Here is an 18,057-nt window from a genome sequence, read left to right on the forward strand (position 1 = left end):
GTATCTGGCGTTAATCATGATAAAGCCAAGCGCCCTAAGAGGCGGCGTTAACTCGCAAAGCACCTACACGCAGATTTGTTCCCAATTTGGCAAGTGTGGTTTCTTGATAACATTCGAGGTGGTGCAGTCCTTGCTGTTCCTATCCATCTAGTAGAAAAACCGAGTAGATCGGTTTTATTTCAGCAAAGAGTATCGTTTTGATGACTCAGGTCTCAAAAAGGACGTACTTTGTGCCCCCTGTTAATGTAAGGACGTTGATGTGAGTCATACACGAGGACAAGTAGCGCGTTCACCCCATGAGTTTCCATTGCTTGGCTGGTGGGATATTTTACAACGTACCGTGAAAAAAATGCTCGATGACAATCTGTCACTGATCGCTGCGGGGGTAGGCTTCTATTTTTTATTAGCGGTTTTTCCGATGATAGCGGCCCTCGTTTCAGTGTATGGCCTTGTGGTGTCGCCTGATGAATTGCAGCAGCAAATGGCTTTTTTAGTTGGCTTTATACCTGAGCAAAGCCGAGACATTATTGAAAGCCAAATCGAACGCATTATGGGCAAATCAGAAGCCGCCTTGAGCACCGGAGTTATTATCAGTATTTCGTTTGCTGTTTGGAGCGCGAGCAAAGGTGCCCAGGCCATGATCACGGCCTGCAATATTACCTACGGACAGAAGCAGAAACGGGGCTTTTTGATGAAAGTGCTGATGCGCGTTGTACTGACGCTGAGCGCCGTACTGGTATTGGCTTTAGCACTATTTTGTATCGCTGTCATGCCGCTGCTTTTCAATTACATCGGTCTGAAACATTACAGTAGTACTTTGGTGCAGTGGCTGACATGGCCCTTTCTGGCCATTATGTTCAATTTAGCACTCAGTTCGTTTTATCGTTACGGCCCGCACCGACACCTCGCAAAATGGCGCTGGGTAACGCCCGGGGCAATATTAGCCAGTACGATGTGGATCGCATTTTCATTTGGCTTTTCGTTTTATCTGTCCCAGTTTGCTCAGTATGACAAAACCTACGGCTCCTTAGGTAGCGTGGTGGTGTTGCTGATGTGGTTTTACTTAAGCGCTTACATCATTTTATTTGGTGCAGAATTTAACGCCGCCATGGAGCATCAAACGCTTGAAGATAGCACCACTGGCCGTGAAAAAGAGATGGGGCAAAGAGGCGCTTTTGTTGCCGACACCATTCCAGATGATTTACAAAAGCATCAACAAAATGACTCGTAATGTTGTTGCACGTTTAAAAAACGGTACACCCTTTGCAATCCTCACTTTGGGTTAAGCAATAAAATCCAATTCAGACAAACATTAAGGAGCGTTATTATGGATCTTATACGAATTATTTTTGCAATATTACTTCCTCCTCTTGGTGTATTTTTACAGGTAGGACTAGGCGGGGCCTTTTGGTTAAACATCTTACTTACCCTGTTAGGATACATTCCCGGGATTATCCATGCGGTGTGGATCATTGCCAAACGCTAAAGGACGTGATGCAGTAAGTTGGAGGAAATAGCCGCAGGCTTCTTCCTCTAAACTTACTCACTCTGGCCTGTTTTCGTCTTTGTCTAGGCAGCTCAACAAGGTTTCTCCATGCAGCATATTCGACGCAAAAGTATAAAGTTGATGATTGGTTTGGTATCACTGCTTGTGTTACTGCGTGTGATGGCACCCTATGCCGTAGAAAAAGGGGTGAATTATGCGCTGACGACCACTCCGGGTTTAACTGGCCACGTGGGGGATGTTAGCCTTGCTTTGTATCGTGGTGCCTACCAAATAGAGGATATCGAGCTCTTTCTAGTCGACGGTGAGTTACAAAAACCGCTGATTACAATCAAGCAGCTTGATATTTCAGTATTATGGTCGGCATTGTTCCGCGGTAAGGTTGTTGCAGAGATGCGTTTTTTACATCCTGAGATTTATTACGAAGATGTAAAGAATCGAGATGAGCAAGTTAATGATGACGTGCAAGACGAACAAACCTGGATCACCTTAGCTAACCGATTAGTGCCTTTTGCGATTGACCGTATTGACGTTGTTGGCGGCCAACTGGCTTTTGCTACCATCGACGAGGCCCTGTCTACTCGCGCGCTGATTACAGACATCACTGGGCAAATTACTAATCTGACCAACAGCAAAGAGCATTCGGGCTCGCTGGTGACCAATATGCACTTTGATGGTCTGATTGAGGGCATTTGTCCGCTGAGGATGGGTGGTGCTTACGACCCCTATGCCAAAAAACCTACCTTTAATTTCGATGTAGAAATGCAGCGATTACCGGTAAAAAAAATCGATCACCTTATTAGTTTTTATGCGCCCTTTGATTTAGAGGCAGGTGAGGTCGACTTTGCAATGGAATTTGCGGCAAAACAAGGAGTGGTTGCAGGCTACGTCAAAGCAGGGGTCTATGACTTATCGGTTTTTGACTGGCACGAAGACGTCGTGGAAGACGGTGATAACCCCTTCGAGTGGTTATTTGAATCCCTCACGGGTGGCGTGGCCGAAATATTTGAAAATGGTAGCAATGATCTTATCGCTACTCGGGTGCCTCTTGAAGGTAATATCGACAACATCGAGACGCCTTTGTGGCCTGCGATTTATGCCATTATCAAAAATGCCTTTATTCAGTCTTTAGAGATAAAAGTAGACGGTGTAGTTAAGCAACATCCCCTAGATAATTCACCTGCCTTTTTGGACATAAAGCCGAGAAACTCGCAAAACAAGCAGCTTAATCAGTTAGGCTAAGACAAATACCGTGGATCAGGCTCTGATAATGTTAATCACCTTTATTATTTCAAGCGCATTGTTGACGTTGATAACGCTTGCGCCGTTGTTGCCCAGTAATCATTGGACAGTGAGAGTGTGGGAATTTCCTCGCTTACAAATTGTGTTTCTTATCTTAATCAACATACTATTAATGGCGCTGCTCATAGCGCAAGACCTCGGCCCATTTTTAGCATTAGTCATCGTCAATTTATGCCTATTGTGCTACCAAATTAACTGGATTTTTCCTTACACTCCCTTTGCCAACACAACGGTTAAGATGAGCAAGTCAAGCGACCTTTCTAGTCGTATAAAAGTTATCAACGTTAATGTGTTGATGAGCAATCGTGATGCGCACAAACTTATTGCCTTGGTTGAGCAACACCAACCCCATCTTTTGGTGACCTTAGAAAGCAATCAATGGTGGCAGGATGCCCTTGAGCCCTTACATGATGCCTATCCCTATCGCGTGAATTATCCCCTTGATAATTTGTATGGTATGCATTTATTCAGTCGAATTCCCTTGTCTGATATCACCACAGCCGAGCGAGTTGAACAGGGTGTTCCTTCTATTCACTGTATCGCTAATTTGCACAATGGTAAGCAAATTCAATGTCATTTTTTACATCCTGCTCCGCCTAGCCCAACAGAAAATGAAGAGTCTACCGAAAGGGATATTGAACTACTCGGCTTAGCCAGAGAAATCGCGAACAAGCAGGGTAGCGATTCACTCCCGGTGCTCGTCAGTGGTGACTTAAATGACGTGGCATGGTCGCCCACCACACAAGCTTTTTTGCGAATTAGCGGCCTACAAGATCCACGCATTGGCCGCGGGGCCTATAATACCTTTCACGCCCAATACGCGTTCGCGCGATGGCCACTTGATCATATTTTTCACAGCGAGCATTTTGAGTTGGTCAGCTTAAGCCGCTTATCAGAAATCGGCTCTGATCACTTTCCCTTATTAACTGAAATTCACCTTAAATAAGCGGTACAACCTACCAGTCTGTTGTTACTTAATCGGCTTTGTGCCGAATATAAATATTGCATGAGCTTGTAATCTTTACAGTGTGTATTATCTGACAATTTGTTTTTTATTAAATAATATCAATAACTTAAGTTTGGCATGGAACTTTCTTATTAGTAAGGCTTTCACTTAAAAGGAGTACTAGTATGTATAAGATAAATATTCCCAGCCCAGGGTTTGGTACGTTTCGACTATCCGGAGAATCTCTAAAGCATTCCATCCATACTGCTATCGACGCAGGCTTTCGTCATATCGATACAGCACAGATTTACAAGAACGAGGACGAAGTGGGGCAAGCCATTGAAAAGTCATCCATTCCTCGTGACGAGATATTTTTGACCACGAAAGTGTGGTTTGACGAATTTGGTAGAGAAGATTTTGAACAAAGTGTTAAAGACAGTCTGAGCTGGTTACGCACCGACTATGTTGATCTACTGTTGATACACTGGCCTTCACCCAATAACGCAGTGCCCATGGAAGCATACCTTCAATGCCTAATGAACTGTGAAAATAAGGGCTATACCCGAGCGGTGGGCGTTTCAAATTTCACCATCCCTTTACTTGAGAAAGCGTTTTCGATTATTGGTAAAGACAATATTGCCGTGAACCAAATCGAGATCCACCCTCACTTTCAAAATAAAAAATTAGTGAACTACTGCCAAGCAAATGGTATTGCGGTGGTGGGATACATGCCACTCGGTAAAGGTCAGGTGATGGACGATCCGGTATTACAGAAAATCGCCAAAGAGCATGATACCAGCCCCGCTACTATCGCTTTAGCATGGCAAATGCAGCAAGGTATTATTCCTATTCCTGCCTCCACGGATCCTGAGCACATCAAAAGTAATTTGTTGGCGGCAGAGCTGCGCTTAAGCCCTGAGCAAATGAAAAAAATTGCGGCACTTGATACGGGGGAGCGTTTAATAGATCCTGATTTTGCCCCCGATTGGTAACCGCTTAAATGCGATAAAAAAGCCCGGTTTACTTAACCGGGCTTTTTATTTGAGTAGCTATTTTACGTTTTAAGTCACTCAGCTATTGTTAAGTGCGCTGGCTTTTTTGCTCAACGTTGGGTAATCAACATAACCTTGTGCGCCGCCGCCATAATAGGTGTCTTCGTTCGCTTCATTATAAGGGCCTTGGTTTTCTATCCGGTCAGGTAAATCTGGATTAGCAATAAACAAACGTCCAAAGGCGATAGCATCGGCATGACCTTGTTCAATCCATTCGCCCGCTTCTTGTGGGCTAAACTCGCCATTTGCGATAAATACACCGGTATTAAATACTTTGCGCATTTTTATCAACAGTGCGTTGCCATCCTCTTGACCAGAACCATCTCCGGTGTGATTGTTGGGCCGAATGACATGCAAGTACGCAACTTTTTTCTGGGCTATCGCTTTCGCAGCATACGTATACGTTTCACTGGGGTTGTGGTCATAACTACCACCAGGTCCACCGGTCGGTGATAACCGTACCCCAATATTCTCTGCCCCCAGTTCTTCTACTAAGATGTCGATGATTTCGAGTACTAATCGCACTCTGTTTTCTACAGAGCCACCGTACTGGTCATCCCGTTTATTAACCGAAGACCGAATAAATTGATCGAGTAAGTAGCCATTTGCCGCGTGCAGCTCGACGCCATCAAAGCCTGCTTTTTTTGCACATTGTGCCGCATGACGATAATCCGCTTTTAGGGATTCAATCTCGGCTAAGCTGAGGGCTCGGGCTTTAGGGTGAGGAATGGTAGGTCCATCGGGATGTAAGTCACCTACAAAGGCTTCGCCCTTCGGTTGAAAATCGCTTGCAGACACAGGAGCTTGGTTATCAGGTTGAAAAATGGAGTGAGAAATCGCTCCAACGTGCCATAACTGACAAAAAATACGGCCGCCGTTATTGTGTACCGCGTCAGTCACCACTTGCCAGCTTTCAACTTGCTCCTGGGTGTAAATTCCAGGGGTCCAAGCATAACCTTGACCTTGCTGACTAATCTGAGTCGCTTCACTCACAATTAGGCCAGCGCTGGCTCTTTGAGCGTAGTACAGGGCATGTAAGGGGGTTTGAAGTTGTTTGTCAGCGGTTGAGCGGGAGCGAGTCAGTGGCGCCATAAATACTCTGTTCTCCATCTTGGTCTTACCGATGGTTAAAGAGGAGAGTAGTAATAATTTTTGAGTTAATTTTTCTTCACTTGCGTCTAAAGGCATAAACATATCTCCAGTGTCGATTATTTTAAAAAAAGGCGTAGTGCTTTGAGTAGTGTCACTGCAGCGCGTCTGAGGCTGCAGTGATTTAGGTCGTGTTAAGAGAGCTTAAGCTTGCTCAGTAATCATGATTGATTTGATATTAACGAATTCACGGAGGCCAAAGCCGCCATGCTCTCTGCCATATCCACTGTCTTTAACGCCGCCAAAAGGTAAATTAGGTTGAGCTAATTCGTAGCCATTGATGCTTACCATGCCGGTATCAAAGTGTTTTTTGGCCAGTTCCATCGCTTGGCTAACATCGCGAGAAAAAATACCACCACCCAGCCCGTATCGAGAGTCATTAGCGACTTGCATTGCTTCTTCGTCGTTCTTCACCTTTATCAGGGCAGCCACAGGGCCGAAGAGTTCGTCGTCGTAGGCTGGCATATCTGGCTTCACATTTTCGAGAATGGACGGTGGGTAGAAGAAACCTTTTCCTTCGGGGATTTCACAGCCACAGACCACGGTGGCGCCGGCTTTGATGGATTGAGTTACTTGCTCATGAAGCTTGTCTCGTAAGTCGCCTCGGGCCATGGGACCTAAGTCGGTATCGTCGTTGTTTGGATCGCCCACTGTGAGAGCAGACATGGCTTTCGCAAAAGAGCGCTTAAAGGCATCATAATTTTTTTCAGTGACGATAAAACGTTTTGCAGAAACACAGGTCTCGCCATTATTGATGATGCGACCTTTTACACACATCTGTGTCGCTAGCTCGATATCGGCATCGTCTAAGACTAAAAAGGCATCGTTGCTGCCTAGCTCAAGCACGGTTTTTTTCGCCAACTTCGCTGCAGCTTCGGCTACCGCAGTACCAACCTTGTCACTACCGGTAAAGGTAACTCCTTGCACTTTCGGATGCCCGATTAAGGCCGAGGCGGTATCCCCATCAACTAACAGTGATTGATAACAGTACTGCGGGAAGCCAGCTTCCAAATACATATATTCGATTTTCCTTGCCATGCCGAATACATTTGAAGCGTGTTTAAGTACGGTAGTATTTCCTGCTACGACGTTAGTAATACTGTAGCGAATGACTTGATATAAGGGGAAGTTCCACGGCTGAATCCCTAAAATAACCCCAAGTGGTTGATAACTGACAATGGCTCTGCCTTTTTCGAAGTCTCGTTCTTCATCGGCTAGTACTTGCTCAGCTTGGGCTGCGGTATAACGACAAATTTGGGCGCACAATTCGACTTCTTGCAAACCTTGGGCGCGCACTTTACCCATTTCGTCTGTCATTAATTGAGCTAACTCTTCTTTTTTATCTTCTAACAATTGGGCCAATTTTAGGGCTAATTCGCCACGTTCGGTTATCGATGTCAATTTCCATTCTTGAAAACACTTATCCGCGTTTTCGATTGCCTGCTCCGCTGCTTTTTGACTCAATAGTGAATATTCTTGAATAGGGGCTTCAGTAAATGGATTGACTGTAGTGACTGTATTAGACATTGCTCTACCTCTTTGATGTGAAACAAAAGTAGAACTAAGCAAAGCCAGCGCCAACGCGTGAAATTGATTAATATTATATTTAAGTAATTGATTTTAATTGTTTTAATTTTAAGTTTATACAAGGGTTTGGCTTGCTGTAACAAAGCTAAAATGAAAAATTTGCAGGGACTTTGTGATATTTACAGCCCCCAATGACGTGCTTTGTTAACTAGGTGTGTGCCCCATGATTAGCAGAACGGATGACTTGTGTGGTCTTAAGCGCACAGAGACACGGGGACACTCTGTGGTGCGGCTACAGAACCCAAGGCGCAAGGGCGATTTGCCGCTCTTTGCTCAAGCTGATGATAGTGTTGCAAGAATGCCTGACCAGCCATCAGGCCAAGCCGGTAGTCATGGCGTAATTCATGATCACTGCTGCCTAATAGTTTGCTATGTAAGGCGTCTGACGCAAATATTTGTATGATTTCAAGATCAGCAGGTGGTGAAGCAATAAAGGCTAATTCTTTTTGATAAGCCTGCTCGTGCTGCACTAAGTAATCAATGGTTCTAGGGCAGTAGCCAGAGGCACAAATCCATGACCTTAATTTATGTACCCATGCAGACTGAGCTTGAAAATGCGCATCGACCGTACGAATAACCACAATTTTACGTGCGCCTCTGACATAGGCTTCTTGAACTGGTAGAGGCGCCGCTAATCCGCCGTCTAAGTAAAAATCGTTTTGTGGCTGCCCTCTATTTGGCTCTGCTTCATTGGCTGTTTGGGTCATTACCCCAGCCCTGAGCATCACGCCTTGCCGGTATAAAAAGGGAAGGGCACTCGAAGCTTTTAATAGTTCTCGCCATTGCTGTGATTCGCCACTGGGACTGAAAAAATAGGGTTGGCGATCCCGTGCATTGGTAGCGGTAATCAAAAATTGGCGTTGACCTAGTTGATGCTTAGCACGTTTAAAATCAATGCTGCGATTGGCCTCAGTGGTCTTATCAAAGTACCAGTCTAAGTCCACAATATTTTTACCGACTAAGCCGCGCCCTAAACGATAAAAGCGTTTGTGGCGAGATAGTCCACGAATTAGGCGTTTGGCATAGCCTTTTTGACGAGATAAAAAGCTAGTTAAGTTCTGTGAGCCAGCAGAGGTGCCAATAAACATATCAAAGGGGTCAAAGTCGTTTTCCAGCCAAGCATCGAGTACGCCAGCGGTAAATATGCCCCGTTGACCACCCCCTTCGGCAATCAGTGCGATCAGGGGGCGAACAGGACTGTTAGGTACATTAAAGGGCTCAGATGTTTGGGTGTCCACGGTATTTTTCTCTGCAAATTTTTTATTGACTTGAGTGTAAACAAGGCAGGAGCGCTTGGATAATTAAGAGAATCAATCGCTGTAATTGAAAAAACATATTGTGATACCGTCAAGCAGTCTCAACATGCCCAAGTCTTCGGTATTGGGTTAATACTCGTCGGGAATGAAGGAATACTAATACCAAGGTGATTTGTCTTGCTCGGTCAGGAAAAACGACTCGCTTGGGTTTCACTTTGACAGCTTAGCTAGGTCATGTAATTGCTCAGCGATAACACTAATGTCCACGTTTGCTTCCTTGCATTCAATCATGATGCGATCTATCGATTTTTCGGGTAACTGAGATAAAGCCCACAGATGAGAAACACGTTTTCCAGTTCTACAAAAAGCGTGCACATTATTTTGAGGGGCATTTACTAACGCTTTGAAGCGAGCAATATCATCTTTTGGGTAGACTAACGATCTGACTGGAATTGAAGCGTAGCGCATATTCTGTGCTTCAATCGCTTTTTTGTACTCCTGTGAACTAATTTGATTTGGCTCTTCGTTTTCCAAACGACAGTTGACAATGACATCAATACCACGGGCTTTGAGAACAGCTAAATCTGCGTAATCCAATGGCCCTGATAGTGAAAAATGACTAGTGATTGCGATAGATTCCATGAGGTCTCCTGAGCAGTAGTGACGGGTATTTAACTTAAATACAGTGCATAAACAGTGTGAAAAAACATAAAGATACCCAAGCAAATCAACATAGCTGCGAACATCCGTTTTATGGTTTGCTGCGGTAAACGCCGACTGAGTTTCGAGCCAACAATGACGCCAATACTGCCAATCACAATCATGCTGGTTACCACAGGCCAGTTAATGGCTATTTGAGCCTGATTTAATAAGTAGGCGTATTTTGCAAAACCGGTAAATGACTGAAGTGCAATGATGACTAAACTGGTTGCTGTTGCTTGTTGTAGGCTTAATCGAGCTAATAAAAACAGGGCCGGAACGATTAAAAAACCGCCGCCAACACCAACAAAGCCTGCTAGGGTACCTACAGTGACGCCCGCTAGAATAACGCTTAAGATACTGCTTGAAGGTTTGGGTTGCGCATTGGCAATAGGACTCTTTAACATCATGCGACTAGACAACAACATGACGACAGAAAAAGTCAGTACTTGTATCTCACCTTTGACAAATTGAGCAGCCCAGGCACCTAAGTAGGTCCCCATCATGCTGGGTAAGCCGAACCATAAAATGTATCGTAAATTTATAAGTTTAGATTTTGCCTGTATTAAGCTGCCTACCAAGGCAATGCTGCCAACGATGAGCAGGGATTCTGCGATAGCTAATTTTTCTGTTTCGCCGACCACGTAAAGTAATAGGGGCATGGTGATAATTGAACCACCAGAGCCGAGCAATCCCAAACTTAGGCCAATGATAGCGGCGCCTAATACAACTAAAAAATTCACAATACAGCCTTAAAATAATTAGAAAAGCCTAAAATTTCAGCATGATTATTGGCAGAGGGTAATGCGACAGATTTTTTCATAAGGTCCTAATTATCAACCGTTTTAGAGAGTGAAAAAACGCCACGAATATCACCCAAACTGAAACCAGTAGCTTGGTCGTTTGGATACAATTCCGTAATTTTTTGACTTACAGCACTATCAACATTTCTGCCATGACAAGCCAAACAAACACCACCTGTTGGTATTGCTTTTACGTAGCGAAATACCATTTCCCCTTTCACTACCTGCATACCTGAATATTCCAATTTGTTGATGTCTTCACCTTCTGCGAGGCGCTTTTCAAACTGCTGGAGTATGTTTAACTCCCATGGTTCTGGCGTATTATTCAGATTACGAACCTTGCTAGACGTTCGAGCGACGTGCCAAGCTGACGACCCTGTAACTTCTCGGGCGATTGGCTCAGCTCTGAGTTTACAGACCTCTAACCCGTTTATTGGTCCTCCGGCTAACATGGCGCTGCTAAGTTCTGATTTAAGCTCGTTTGCAAATGTTGTCACCAATAATCTGGCTTGTTGCACATTATCGTCGACCTTTGACTGCGCGTTGACTTGGTGGTGCAAGTTGGCCGTTATCAGCAATAGCAGAATGTTTCTAATTTTTATTTTCATAAGGCTCCCCATTAAATATTGTTGAAACTAATTGTTTGAAGCTAATAGTTCGAAGTATTCACATTAGATTTAGCGGTATTTTTAAGTATCGCTGACCATTGGCTTCCGGAGAGGGAAGCTGCCCACCTCTAATATTTATCTGAATCGCAGGCAATAAGAGCTTGGGCACGTCTAAGCCCGCGTCTCTTTTTTCACGCATGGCGACAAAGTCTTCTAGGCCAATACCTTCGTGTACATGGATGTTTTGACGTTTTTGTTCAAGCACAGATGTTTGCCACATGTACTCACTGCGCCCTGTTGGTAAATAGTCGTGGCCAACAAAGATGCGGGTGGCATCAGGTAGGCTTAATAACTTTTGAATTGAATGATAAAGGCGCTTAGCACTGCCATTTGGAAAGTCTGCCCGTGCTGTGCCGTAATCCGGCATAAATAATGTGTCGCCTACAAATGCAACATCCTCGATTAAGTAAGAAACACATGCAGGTGTATGACCTGGAGTATGGATAACACGCATATCAAGATGGCCCACTCTGATTTTTTCATCATCGCTAAAAAGATGATCAAACTGATTTCCATCGGGCACGAACTCATCTGATAAATTAAACAGCTCCTTAAAGGTATTTTGTACCCTTATTATATGCTCTCCAATGCCAATATTGCCGCCTAGCTGCGCTTTCAGATACGGCGCCGCTGTGAGATGATCGGCATGAGCGTGAGTTTCTAGGATCCATTCTACTTTATAGCCAAATTTGTCAATATGGCTGACAATTTTGTCAGCAGAGTCAGTGGTCGTTCGGCCAGAATTTGCATGATAGTCGAGTACTGGATCAATAATGGCACAATGCTGTGAGGCCACGTCAATCACGATGTAAGTAACCGTATTGGTGTCATTATCAAAGAACGCATCTACCTTGATCTTGCTCATAAAGTTGCCGCCCATAATTATCGTCATCGCGTTATAAGTTTAACAACGCAAAAGGCTTGCCAACTCGCTTCCCTAGGTTTTGCATTGCTATTGTGGGCAAGCGAAGCACGCATTTAGATAGAAATTAAACAGATAAAAAACGACAAATATTTAAATGCTGAGGATGTTGACGGGATACTGTTGCTTATCAGACAGCGTCCAAAATAGTGGTTTTTCATGCATCATTAATACAAGACATTTATCCTGCAACCAAGGTGTAAGGTTCTGCCAAATTCTAGCTGCCATGCTGCTGTCTACGCCATTAAAGGGCTCATCTAACAACAAAAACTGTGGTGACTTTAAAATAACTCTGGCAAGGCAAATACGTCTGGCTTGCCCACCAGAAAGTTTATTACCTGTATCTCCTAACCAAGTATCGAGCTGTTTGGGTAATGACAATGCCCAATCTCGGAGTTCGACAATATCGAGAGCAGCATGGATCTGTGCCAGACCAACTTCAGGTTGTCCCAAGGTTAGGTTAGCGTACAAGGTATCTGCGAGTATGGAATTTTGCTGGCTTAAATAACCAAGTGATTGCTGCCAGCTTTTTATATTGTCTGTATGTAAGGGGATGTTATTGACTAATATTTCGCAGTGAGTGGTGGTCGAGTTCAATGTGTCGGCTTGACCACTTATGAGATCACCGAGTGTAGATTTTCCTCGTCCTGATTTTCCAATGATCAAAAGCTTGTCTGTGCTATTTATAGTAAAAGCTATTGGCTCATCGACACTAGCAGGAATATAGGGGTGATTGCTTACTGATAAGTGCACTTGGTGCAGGGGACTCGTGATTTGCTTGGTGGGTAATAACGCTTTAGCCAATTGTTGTACTTGATTGCTTTTCTGCTGTGGGGGGGAAGCTAAAAGGTACAAGCGTTCGGCAGCATAAGTTGTTTTGCCCCATTGGATAAATTGAGCAGGAACACTTTGTAATAGTTCAACGATGCCAACGGCAGCAAGTATTAACAAAATCGCAATAGGTCCATCAAAAAATCCCTGCTCAACGCCCCAGAAGGCCGAGAGGCTAAGTGCAACTATGGTCATACCCAAAAGCAGACTGTGCATTAACTGAATATTTTGTACACCATGGTTGAGTCGGCGCTGAATTTCACCGAATTGCTCAATCGTATCCAATAAGTGCCTTTGGTGTAGGTCGTTTGCCCCCATTGACTGCAAAACAAGTTGGCCTTGCAAATGCTCAATTGCTTGGCCTCGAGCAACATTCAGTAAATGCGCGGTTTGATAACTGTTAAAGCTACTTAATTTTATAATAAAAGACGCAGTCATCAGACAGATAAACACTAGGCACAAGGTAAGCCAGAAGGCTAGTAAGGGCCAAAATAATGCGATAAATAGACCCAGTATGACGGTAGTAGATAGTGCTACCACCGTTGGAATGAGCATATTTAAGAGAATATTATCTAAGCTGTCTAAATCTGCGGTGAGTTTGCTCAACCATTCACTGCTAGGAGTATGTTTAAAATCGTTATTCGACCGATGAACAAGCCCTGCAAAGAGTTGTTGACGCAAGTGTGCAATCAAGGATAAAACCAAATTGTGGTTATATAGACGTTCGGCATAGCGCCCTATGGTGCGCGATAAAGCAAAAAAACGAATACCTGAACCAGGCAAATAAATATCCAGCTTAACCATTATTCCTACAGCGATAGCGAGGCCAGTAATCGCTGATGCGCTAATAAACCAGCCAGATAACATCAATAGCGCGATACCACTTAAAGCTGTCACTAAAGCTAATATGGTACCTAAAAATAACTTTTTCGGCTGCCAACCAATAATTCTTATTGTCCAGTATTTTAAACTGTACCGCGCTTTAACCGACATTTTTACTACCTTTAGTTGCATCTAGAGGTGCTTTTAAGACTACGTGATGATTAGCAATGTTGAAAATGTCATGATCATGAGTTGCCACGACAATGATGGCGTTTTGTGCCAATTTTTGGATTTGTTCGATAACACGCTGGCGATTTTGTGTATCTAAACTTGCAGTGGGTTCATCCATAATAATTAACGCGGTAGGTGCCATCATGAGCCGAAGTAAAGCAATGCGCTGACTTTGACCACCTGAAAATCCTAAGCCCTCTTCGCTTATCTCAGTAGAAAGCCCTAAATCGCGTTGTTTAATGTCTTCTAATAAGTTTACGGCTTGTAAAACAGTGTTCAGTTCCTCCTCGTCGATAGCGGGATTAAATAATACAATATTGTTTAGCACACTGCCTTGAATCAACCATGCTTGTTGCGGAAGATAAGCAATTTGAGGTCGATGAACATCAAAAGTAGGTATAAAAAGCTGCCCATTTATTGGGGGTAAATAACCAGCAAGCGTATTCAGTAAAGTTGACTTCCCGCATCCTGAGGGGCCGGAAACACTCACAATATCACCAAGCTGCAAGGTTAAATTTAGCGGGGTTTGCAGAGCGTGTTGATGTCCAATAACAAGGTCAACAAGAGCTAGGCCTTGCTCGGGTGTTTGGTAATGAAGGTAAGCCGGCGGCACAGCGACTTGCTCTTCAATTTTACCTGTTAACCTGTTGGTGCTTTTGTATGAAATGTTAAATAGGTTAACCAGATTATTGCTGGCGGCTAAGGCACTAGCTCGGTCATGATAAAATTGGGAGAGATTTCGCAAGGGTTGAAAAAATTCAGGGGCAAGCAGCAAAATAGCAAAACCACTGAACAAACTTAATTCTGTAGATGGTCCCCACGTGATCGCACCAAATAACGAAAAACCGATATAAATAGCCACACTTGCAATGGCTACACTCGTAAAAAACTCGAGTACCGTTGATGATAAAAAGGCAATTTTTAAAGTTTGCATAATGACTTTGCGATAATCATCACTTTTTTGTTTGATGTCATTTATTTCAGGTTGATGTGCGTTAAACAACTTAATGGTACTTAGATGTTTGACCCTATCAAGAAAATGCCCAGCAAGACGCTGTCGCATTACAAAGTATTTTTGGTTAACGCTTTCAGCACCCAGACCCACTAAGATCATAAATAGGGGAATTAAAGGTGCGCTGATTAAAAGTAACATGCCACATAACCAATTTAAGTAGAAAACAGGGAGGATAATTAATAGCGGCGCTAACACGGCAAGCATTTGCTGTGGCCAGTATTGACTAAAGTAGCCATCCATTGCTTCGACTTCTTCAACCCATTGGCTGGCTGCTGCAGCTGGAGAATGATGGTGACTTATCAAAGGGCTACTAATTTTCCAATGTTCTAACACTAGGGTTCGGATATGCTGGCGAATTAGCCAACTTGCAGTCTGTGCATAGTTATTTTTGAACTTTAGAAAAACAGGGCGTAACAACACACTACTCAATAGTATTAAGCTAGCAGGCCAATTTTTATCGAGTGTCTGATGTTGAATAATGATCTGGTGAGCTAAATACGCCAAACTTAACCATTGGCTTATCATGACTACCGTTGAAAGTAAGCCAAATAAAACACTCAACCTGAGCTTTTTACTTTGTTGTTTAGCAAGGCTTCGCAAAAACTCAAGGCCGCTCGCAGGCCTCGAGTTAGTTTGTGTTTTAACGCGTTTTACCATCTTATTAATGATAACCGGTTGCTTTTACTTTGCCTCTAAATACCCAATATGTCCAAGCGGTATATGCCAGCACGATAGGAATGACAAACAAAAAACCAAGGAGCAAAAACAGTTGAGACTCTGGTGCCGATGCCGCATCATAAATTGTGTAGTTAGGTGGCACAATATAAGGCCATTTACTAGCGAGCAGGGCCAAATAGCTAAAAACGAACAACCCCATTGTGGCAACAAAAGGCAGCCCTTCATCGCGCTTTTTTACCGATCTAAAAATAATAAACGCACAATACATAGCTAAAGCAGGTAGCAGCCAAATTAGACTAACGCTATCAAACCATCGAGATTTTACAAAGGGGTCTACAAAGGGGGTGTAAACGCTGACAATGGCAAAAACCGCTAGTACACCGAGTAGTAATCTGGGTGTGAGTTTGTAGGCCCAGTCTTGTACCTCGCCCTCTGATTTCATAATCAACCAAGTACTACCCAGTAGGGCATAACCGGCAACTAAACCTGCTCCTGTGATAACGGTAAACGGCGTGAGCCAGTCTAATGCGCCTCCAACGTAAACAAGGTTTTCAGTCTTAAATCCTTGGATATATGCGCCCACCACCGCACCTTGCGCAAAGGCTGCGACCGTTGAACCGCCTGCAAAAGCCCAGTTCCATAAATAACGCGACGTTTTAGCTTTGAAACGAAATTCAAATGCAACGCCCCGAAATATCAATCCCGCTAGAAGTAAAAATACGCCAATATACAAAGCAGGTAGAAAAACCGAATAAACCAGAGGAAACGCAGCTAAAAGGCCTGCACCACCTAAGACTAACCACGTTTCATTACCATCCCAAACTGGCGCCACCGAATTCATCATCACATCACGAGTATGTTCATTAGGCGCGAAGGGAAACAGTATGCCCTGTCCTAAATCAAAACCATCCATTAAGACATACATCATGATACCAAAACCAATAATACCGGCCCAAATTAGGGTTAAATCGAAAGGTTGTTCCATTATTTTTCTCCTTCTTCATCTAGACTTGCGTGGGCAGCTGAGAAAGGCCTTGAAGGGCGTTCAATACTGTCTAATTCATGTGGAGCATTGGCTTTTTCTAGACCCCCACGAAATACCTTGAGCAAATAATAAACGCCAGCACTAAAGACCAATGCATAAACAATGACATAACCAATTAAAGTGAACAGTGCCATAGCACCGGTCAACGAGGGGGTTAGTCCTTGAGCATGGGTCATTTGTTGGTAGATGAGCCATGGTGCACGACCTGTTTCAGTAACAATCCAGCCCGCGAGTACCGCGAAAAAGGGGCTCAAACTCATTAAGCGTAAACCGTTTAAAAACATAGTAGACTGATAATACTTACCACCTATGCGTAAAAACAGTCCCCAAATAGCAAAGCCAATCATTAATAATCCCATAGCAAACATGACCCTAAAAGCCCAAAAAACAGCAAATACTGGAGGTTGTTCTTCAATTGGAACATCTTTTAATCCTGGTACTTCTCCGTCCCAATCATGAGTTAAAACGAAGCTGGCCATGTTGGGAATTTTTACCTCAAAGTGATTGGTTTGATTTTCTTTGTCCGGAATAGCAAATAACAGCAATGGCACACCTTTACCTGTCTCCCAGTTTCCTTCCATAGCGGCTACTTTAGTGGGTTGATGCTTCAGGGTATTGAGGCCATGAAAGTCACCCACAATCGCTTGGAGTGGAGCCAAGAAAAGTAAAAACCATAGGGCAACAGACAAAGCCTTACGATTTGCTTGTACTTCACGTTTTTGAATTAAAAACCATGCACTTACACCAGCGACAACAAAAGCGGCTGTGAGAAATGATGCGAGTGCCATGTGAGCAAAACGATAAGCAAAAGAGGGATTAAATAAGGCATCAGCCCAAGAAACGACATGGTACATCCCTTTTACCAAAACCAAGCCGTCAGGGGTTTGCAATAAAGAATTGGCAGCTAAAATCCAAAACGAAGAAATAAAGGTGCCTGTTGCGACCATGATGGCGGCAAATAAGTGGACCCCTTGCGGCACTTTGTCTCGGCCGAATAATAGGACCCCTAAAAAAGCTGCTTCGAGAAAAAAGGCTGTTATCACCTCATAACTTAACACTGGACCAAGAAAGTTTGCGGTGGCGTAGGAAAAATTACTCCAATTTGTACCAAACTGAAATGACATTACGATCCCTGAAACTACACCCATGCCAAATACAACAGCAAAAACTTGGATCCAGAATTTTGATAGTTTCTGCCAAATAGGATTATTTGTTTTAAATGAAAGGGTTTCAAATCCAGCAATTGTGCTCGCTAATCCGATGGTGAAGACCGGAAATATAGCGTGAAAGCACACTACAAACGCGAACTGAATTCTGGACAGAACGAGTGGATCTAAATCCATGTGTATTCTCCAATAACAGTAAAATGCCAATAACGAACCAATGTATAAAACCTAAGGTGTTTTTTGTGTTGCCCCAATGGAGTTGCCCCAACGGAGTTGCCCCAACGGAGTTGCCGAAGCCACAAGCATACTTTAGTTGTCTTCTAATAACTGAATAGCACTTACTATGCCAAGTTAAGCACATGGTTTTACTGAGGGAATACG

Annotated in this window: 16 protein-coding genes; 5 read left to right on the forward strand and 11 right to left on the reverse strand. The window is 43.7% G+C overall.

Annotated elements, in window-relative coordinates; all coding sequences use genetic code 11:
- The first annotated feature begins 259 nt into the window (after nucleotides 1-259).
- The 5 genes from ACEN2L_RS15120 to dkgB all read left to right on the forward strand — a co-directional run bounded on the left by ACEN2L_RS15120 (nucleotide 260) and on the right by dkgB (nucleotide 4,744).
- Nucleotides 260-1,231 carry a YihY/virulence factor BrkB family protein gene (locus ACEN2L_RS15120; RefSeq protein WP_441744899.1) on the forward strand — a complete coding sequence of 324 codons (972 nt, stop codon included), beginning with the start codon at nucleotides 260-262 and terminating at the stop codon, nucleotides 1,229-1,231.
- 96 nt (nucleotides 1,232-1,327) lie between these two features.
- Nucleotides 1,328-1,486, forward strand: a complete 159-nt coding sequence (locus tag ACEN2L_RS15125) for a YqaE/Pmp3 family membrane protein (protein WP_268077202.1) — start codon at nucleotides 1,328-1,330, stop codon at nucleotides 1,484-1,486.
- A 108-nt stretch (nucleotides 1,487-1,594) separates the two neighbouring features.
- Nucleotides 1,595-2,746: a DUF748 domain-containing protein gene (locus tag ACEN2L_RS15130; RefSeq protein ID WP_441744901.1), complete on the forward strand. Its 1,152-nt coding sequence runs from the start codon at nucleotides 1,595-1,597 to the stop codon at nucleotides 2,744-2,746.
- 28 nt (nucleotides 2,747-2,774) lie between these two features.
- Nucleotides 2,775-3,752, forward strand: coding sequence for an endonuclease/exonuclease/phosphatase family protein (locus ACEN2L_RS15135; protein WP_441744903.1), 978 nt, complete (start codon nucleotides 2,775-2,777; stop codon nucleotides 3,750-3,752).
- Nucleotides 3,753-3,937: 185 nt separating this feature from the next.
- A complete protein-coding gene (gene dkgB / locus ACEN2L_RS15140; RefSeq protein WP_441744905.1) occupies nucleotides 3,938-4,744 on the forward strand; it encodes a 2,5-didehydrogluconate reductase DkgB in 807 nt (268 codons plus the stop codon).
- 78 nt (nucleotides 4,745-4,822) lie between these two features.
- Here the strand turns inward: dkgB and ACEN2L_RS15145 are convergent, their stop codons facing one another.
- The 11 genes from ACEN2L_RS15145 to ACEN2L_RS15195 all read right to left on the reverse strand — a co-directional run bounded on the left by ACEN2L_RS15145 (nucleotide 4,823) and on the right by ACEN2L_RS15195 (nucleotide 17,853).
- On the reverse strand, nucleotides 4,823-5,992 hold the full coding sequence (locus ACEN2L_RS15145; RefSeq protein ID WP_441744906.1) for an alkene reductase: 1,170 nt from the start codon (nucleotides 5,990-5,992) through the stop codon (nucleotides 4,823-4,825).
- A gap of 105 nt (nucleotides 5,993-6,097) precedes the next feature.
- Complete coding sequence (locus ACEN2L_RS15150; RefSeq protein ID WP_441744908.1) at nucleotides 6,098-7,480, reverse strand: NAD-dependent succinate-semialdehyde dehydrogenase; 1,383 nt, start codon at nucleotides 7,478-7,480, stop codon at nucleotides 6,098-6,100.
- A 254-nt stretch (nucleotides 7,481-7,734) separates the two neighbouring features.
- Nucleotides 7,735-8,778, reverse strand: coding sequence for a patatin-like phospholipase family protein (locus ACEN2L_RS15155; RefSeq protein WP_441744909.1), 1,044 nt, complete (start codon nucleotides 8,776-8,778; stop codon nucleotides 7,735-7,737).
- A 228-nt stretch (nucleotides 8,779-9,006) separates the two neighbouring features.
- Nucleotides 9,007-9,438: a beta-lactamase hydrolase domain-containing protein gene (locus ACEN2L_RS15160; RefSeq protein WP_441744911.1), complete on the reverse strand. Its 432-nt coding sequence runs from the start codon at nucleotides 9,436-9,438 to the stop codon at nucleotides 9,007-9,009.
- A gap of 29 nt (nucleotides 9,439-9,467) precedes the next feature.
- Nucleotides 9,468-10,238 carry a sulfite exporter TauE/SafE family protein gene (locus ACEN2L_RS15165; protein WP_441744913.1) on the reverse strand — a complete coding sequence of 257 codons (771 nt, stop codon included), beginning with the start codon at nucleotides 10,236-10,238 and terminating at the stop codon, nucleotides 9,468-9,470.
- An 86-nt stretch (nucleotides 10,239-10,324) separates the two neighbouring features.
- Nucleotides 10,325-10,906, reverse strand: a complete 582-nt coding sequence (locus ACEN2L_RS15170) for a Tll0287-like domain-containing protein (protein ID WP_441744915.1) — start codon at nucleotides 10,904-10,906, stop codon at nucleotides 10,325-10,327.
- A gap of 58 nt (nucleotides 10,907-10,964) precedes the next feature.
- On the reverse strand, nucleotides 10,965-11,831 hold the full coding sequence (locus ACEN2L_RS15175; RefSeq protein ID WP_441744917.1) for an MBL fold metallo-hydrolase: 867 nt from the start codon (nucleotides 11,829-11,831) through the stop codon (nucleotides 10,965-10,967).
- A 150-nt stretch (nucleotides 11,832-11,981) separates the two neighbouring features.
- Entirely contained in the window at nucleotides 11,982-13,712 is a 1,731-nt protein-coding gene (locus tag ACEN2L_RS15180) for an amino acid ABC transporter ATP-binding/permease protein (RefSeq protein WP_441744919.1), read from the reverse strand.
- Nucleotides 13,702-15,348: a thiol reductant ABC exporter subunit CydD gene (gene cydD, locus ACEN2L_RS15185; protein ID WP_441744921.1), complete on the reverse strand. Its 1,647-nt coding sequence runs from the start codon at nucleotides 15,346-15,348 to the stop codon at nucleotides 13,702-13,704. The genes ACEN2L_RS15180 and cydD overlap by 11 nt, the downstream gene beginning before the upstream one ends.
- A 100-nt stretch (nucleotides 15,349-15,448) precedes the next feature.
- Nucleotides 15,449-16,450 (reverse strand): cytochrome d ubiquinol oxidase subunit II, encoded by a 1,002-nt coding sequence (gene cydB / locus ACEN2L_RS15190; RefSeq protein WP_441744923.1) that lies wholly within the window; start codon nucleotides 16,448-16,450, stop codon nucleotides 15,449-15,451.
- A complete protein-coding gene (locus ACEN2L_RS15195; protein WP_441744924.1) occupies nucleotides 16,450-17,853 on the reverse strand; it encodes a cytochrome ubiquinol oxidase subunit I in 1,404 nt (467 codons plus the stop codon). The genes cydB and ACEN2L_RS15195 overlap by 1 nt, the downstream gene beginning before the upstream one ends.
- Nucleotides 17,854-18,057: the final 204 nt, after the last annotated feature.

This window comes from Flavobacterium sp. W21_SRS_FM6 (genome assembly GCF_052119645.1).
Classification (GTDB): Bacteria; Pseudomonadota; Gammaproteobacteria; order Enterobacterales; family Alteromonadaceae; genus Paraglaciecola.

What these genes read in the sequence shown, in the direction of transcription:
- ACEN2L_RS15125 (WP_268077202.1), top strand. Translation starts at nt 1,328, where the DNA reads ATGGATCTTATACGAATTATTTTTGCAATATTACTTCCTCCTCTTGGT.
- ACEN2L_RS15130 (WP_441744901.1), top strand. Translation starts at nt 1,595, where the DNA reads ATGCAGCATATTCGACGCAAAAGTATAAAGTTGATGATTGGTTTGGTA.
- ACEN2L_RS15135 (WP_441744903.1), top strand. Translation starts at nt 2,775, where the DNA reads ATGTTAATCACCTTTATTATTTCAAGCGCATTGTTGACGTTGATAACG.
- dkgB (WP_441744905.1), top strand. Translation starts at nt 3,938, where the DNA reads ATGTATAAGATAAATATTCCCAGCCCAGGGTTTGGTACGTTTCGACTA.
- ACEN2L_RS15145 (WP_441744906.1), bottom strand. Translation starts at nt 5,992, where the DNA reads ATGCCTTTAGACGCAAGTGAAGAAAAATTAACTCAAAAATTATTACTA.
- ACEN2L_RS15150 (WP_441744908.1), bottom strand. Translation starts at nt 7,480, where the DNA reads ATGTCTAATACAGTCACTACAGTCAATCCATTTACTGAAGCCCCTATT.
- ACEN2L_RS15160 (WP_441744911.1), bottom strand. Translation starts at nt 9,438, where the DNA reads ATGGAATCTATCGCAATCACTAGTCATTTTTCACTATCAGGGCCATTG.
- ACEN2L_RS15170 (WP_441744915.1), bottom strand. Translation starts at nt 10,906, where the DNA reads ATGAAAATAAAAATTAGAAACATTCTGCTATTGCTGATAACGGCCAAC.
- ACEN2L_RS15175 (WP_441744917.1), bottom strand. Translation starts at nt 11,831, where the DNA reads ATGAGCAAGATCAAGGTAGATGCGTTCTTTGATAATGACACCAATACG.
- ACEN2L_RS15180 (WP_441744919.1), bottom strand. Translation starts at nt 13,712, where the DNA reads ATGTCGGTTAAAGCGCGGTACAGTTTAAAATACTGGACAATAAGAATT.
- cydB (WP_441744923.1), bottom strand. Translation starts at nt 16,450, where the DNA reads ATGGAACAACCTTTCGATTTAACCCTAATTTGGGCCGGTATTATTGGT.
- ACEN2L_RS15195 (WP_441744924.1), bottom strand. Translation starts at nt 17,853, where the DNA reads ATGGATTTAGATCCACTCGTTCTGTCCAGAATTCAGTTCGCGTTTGTA.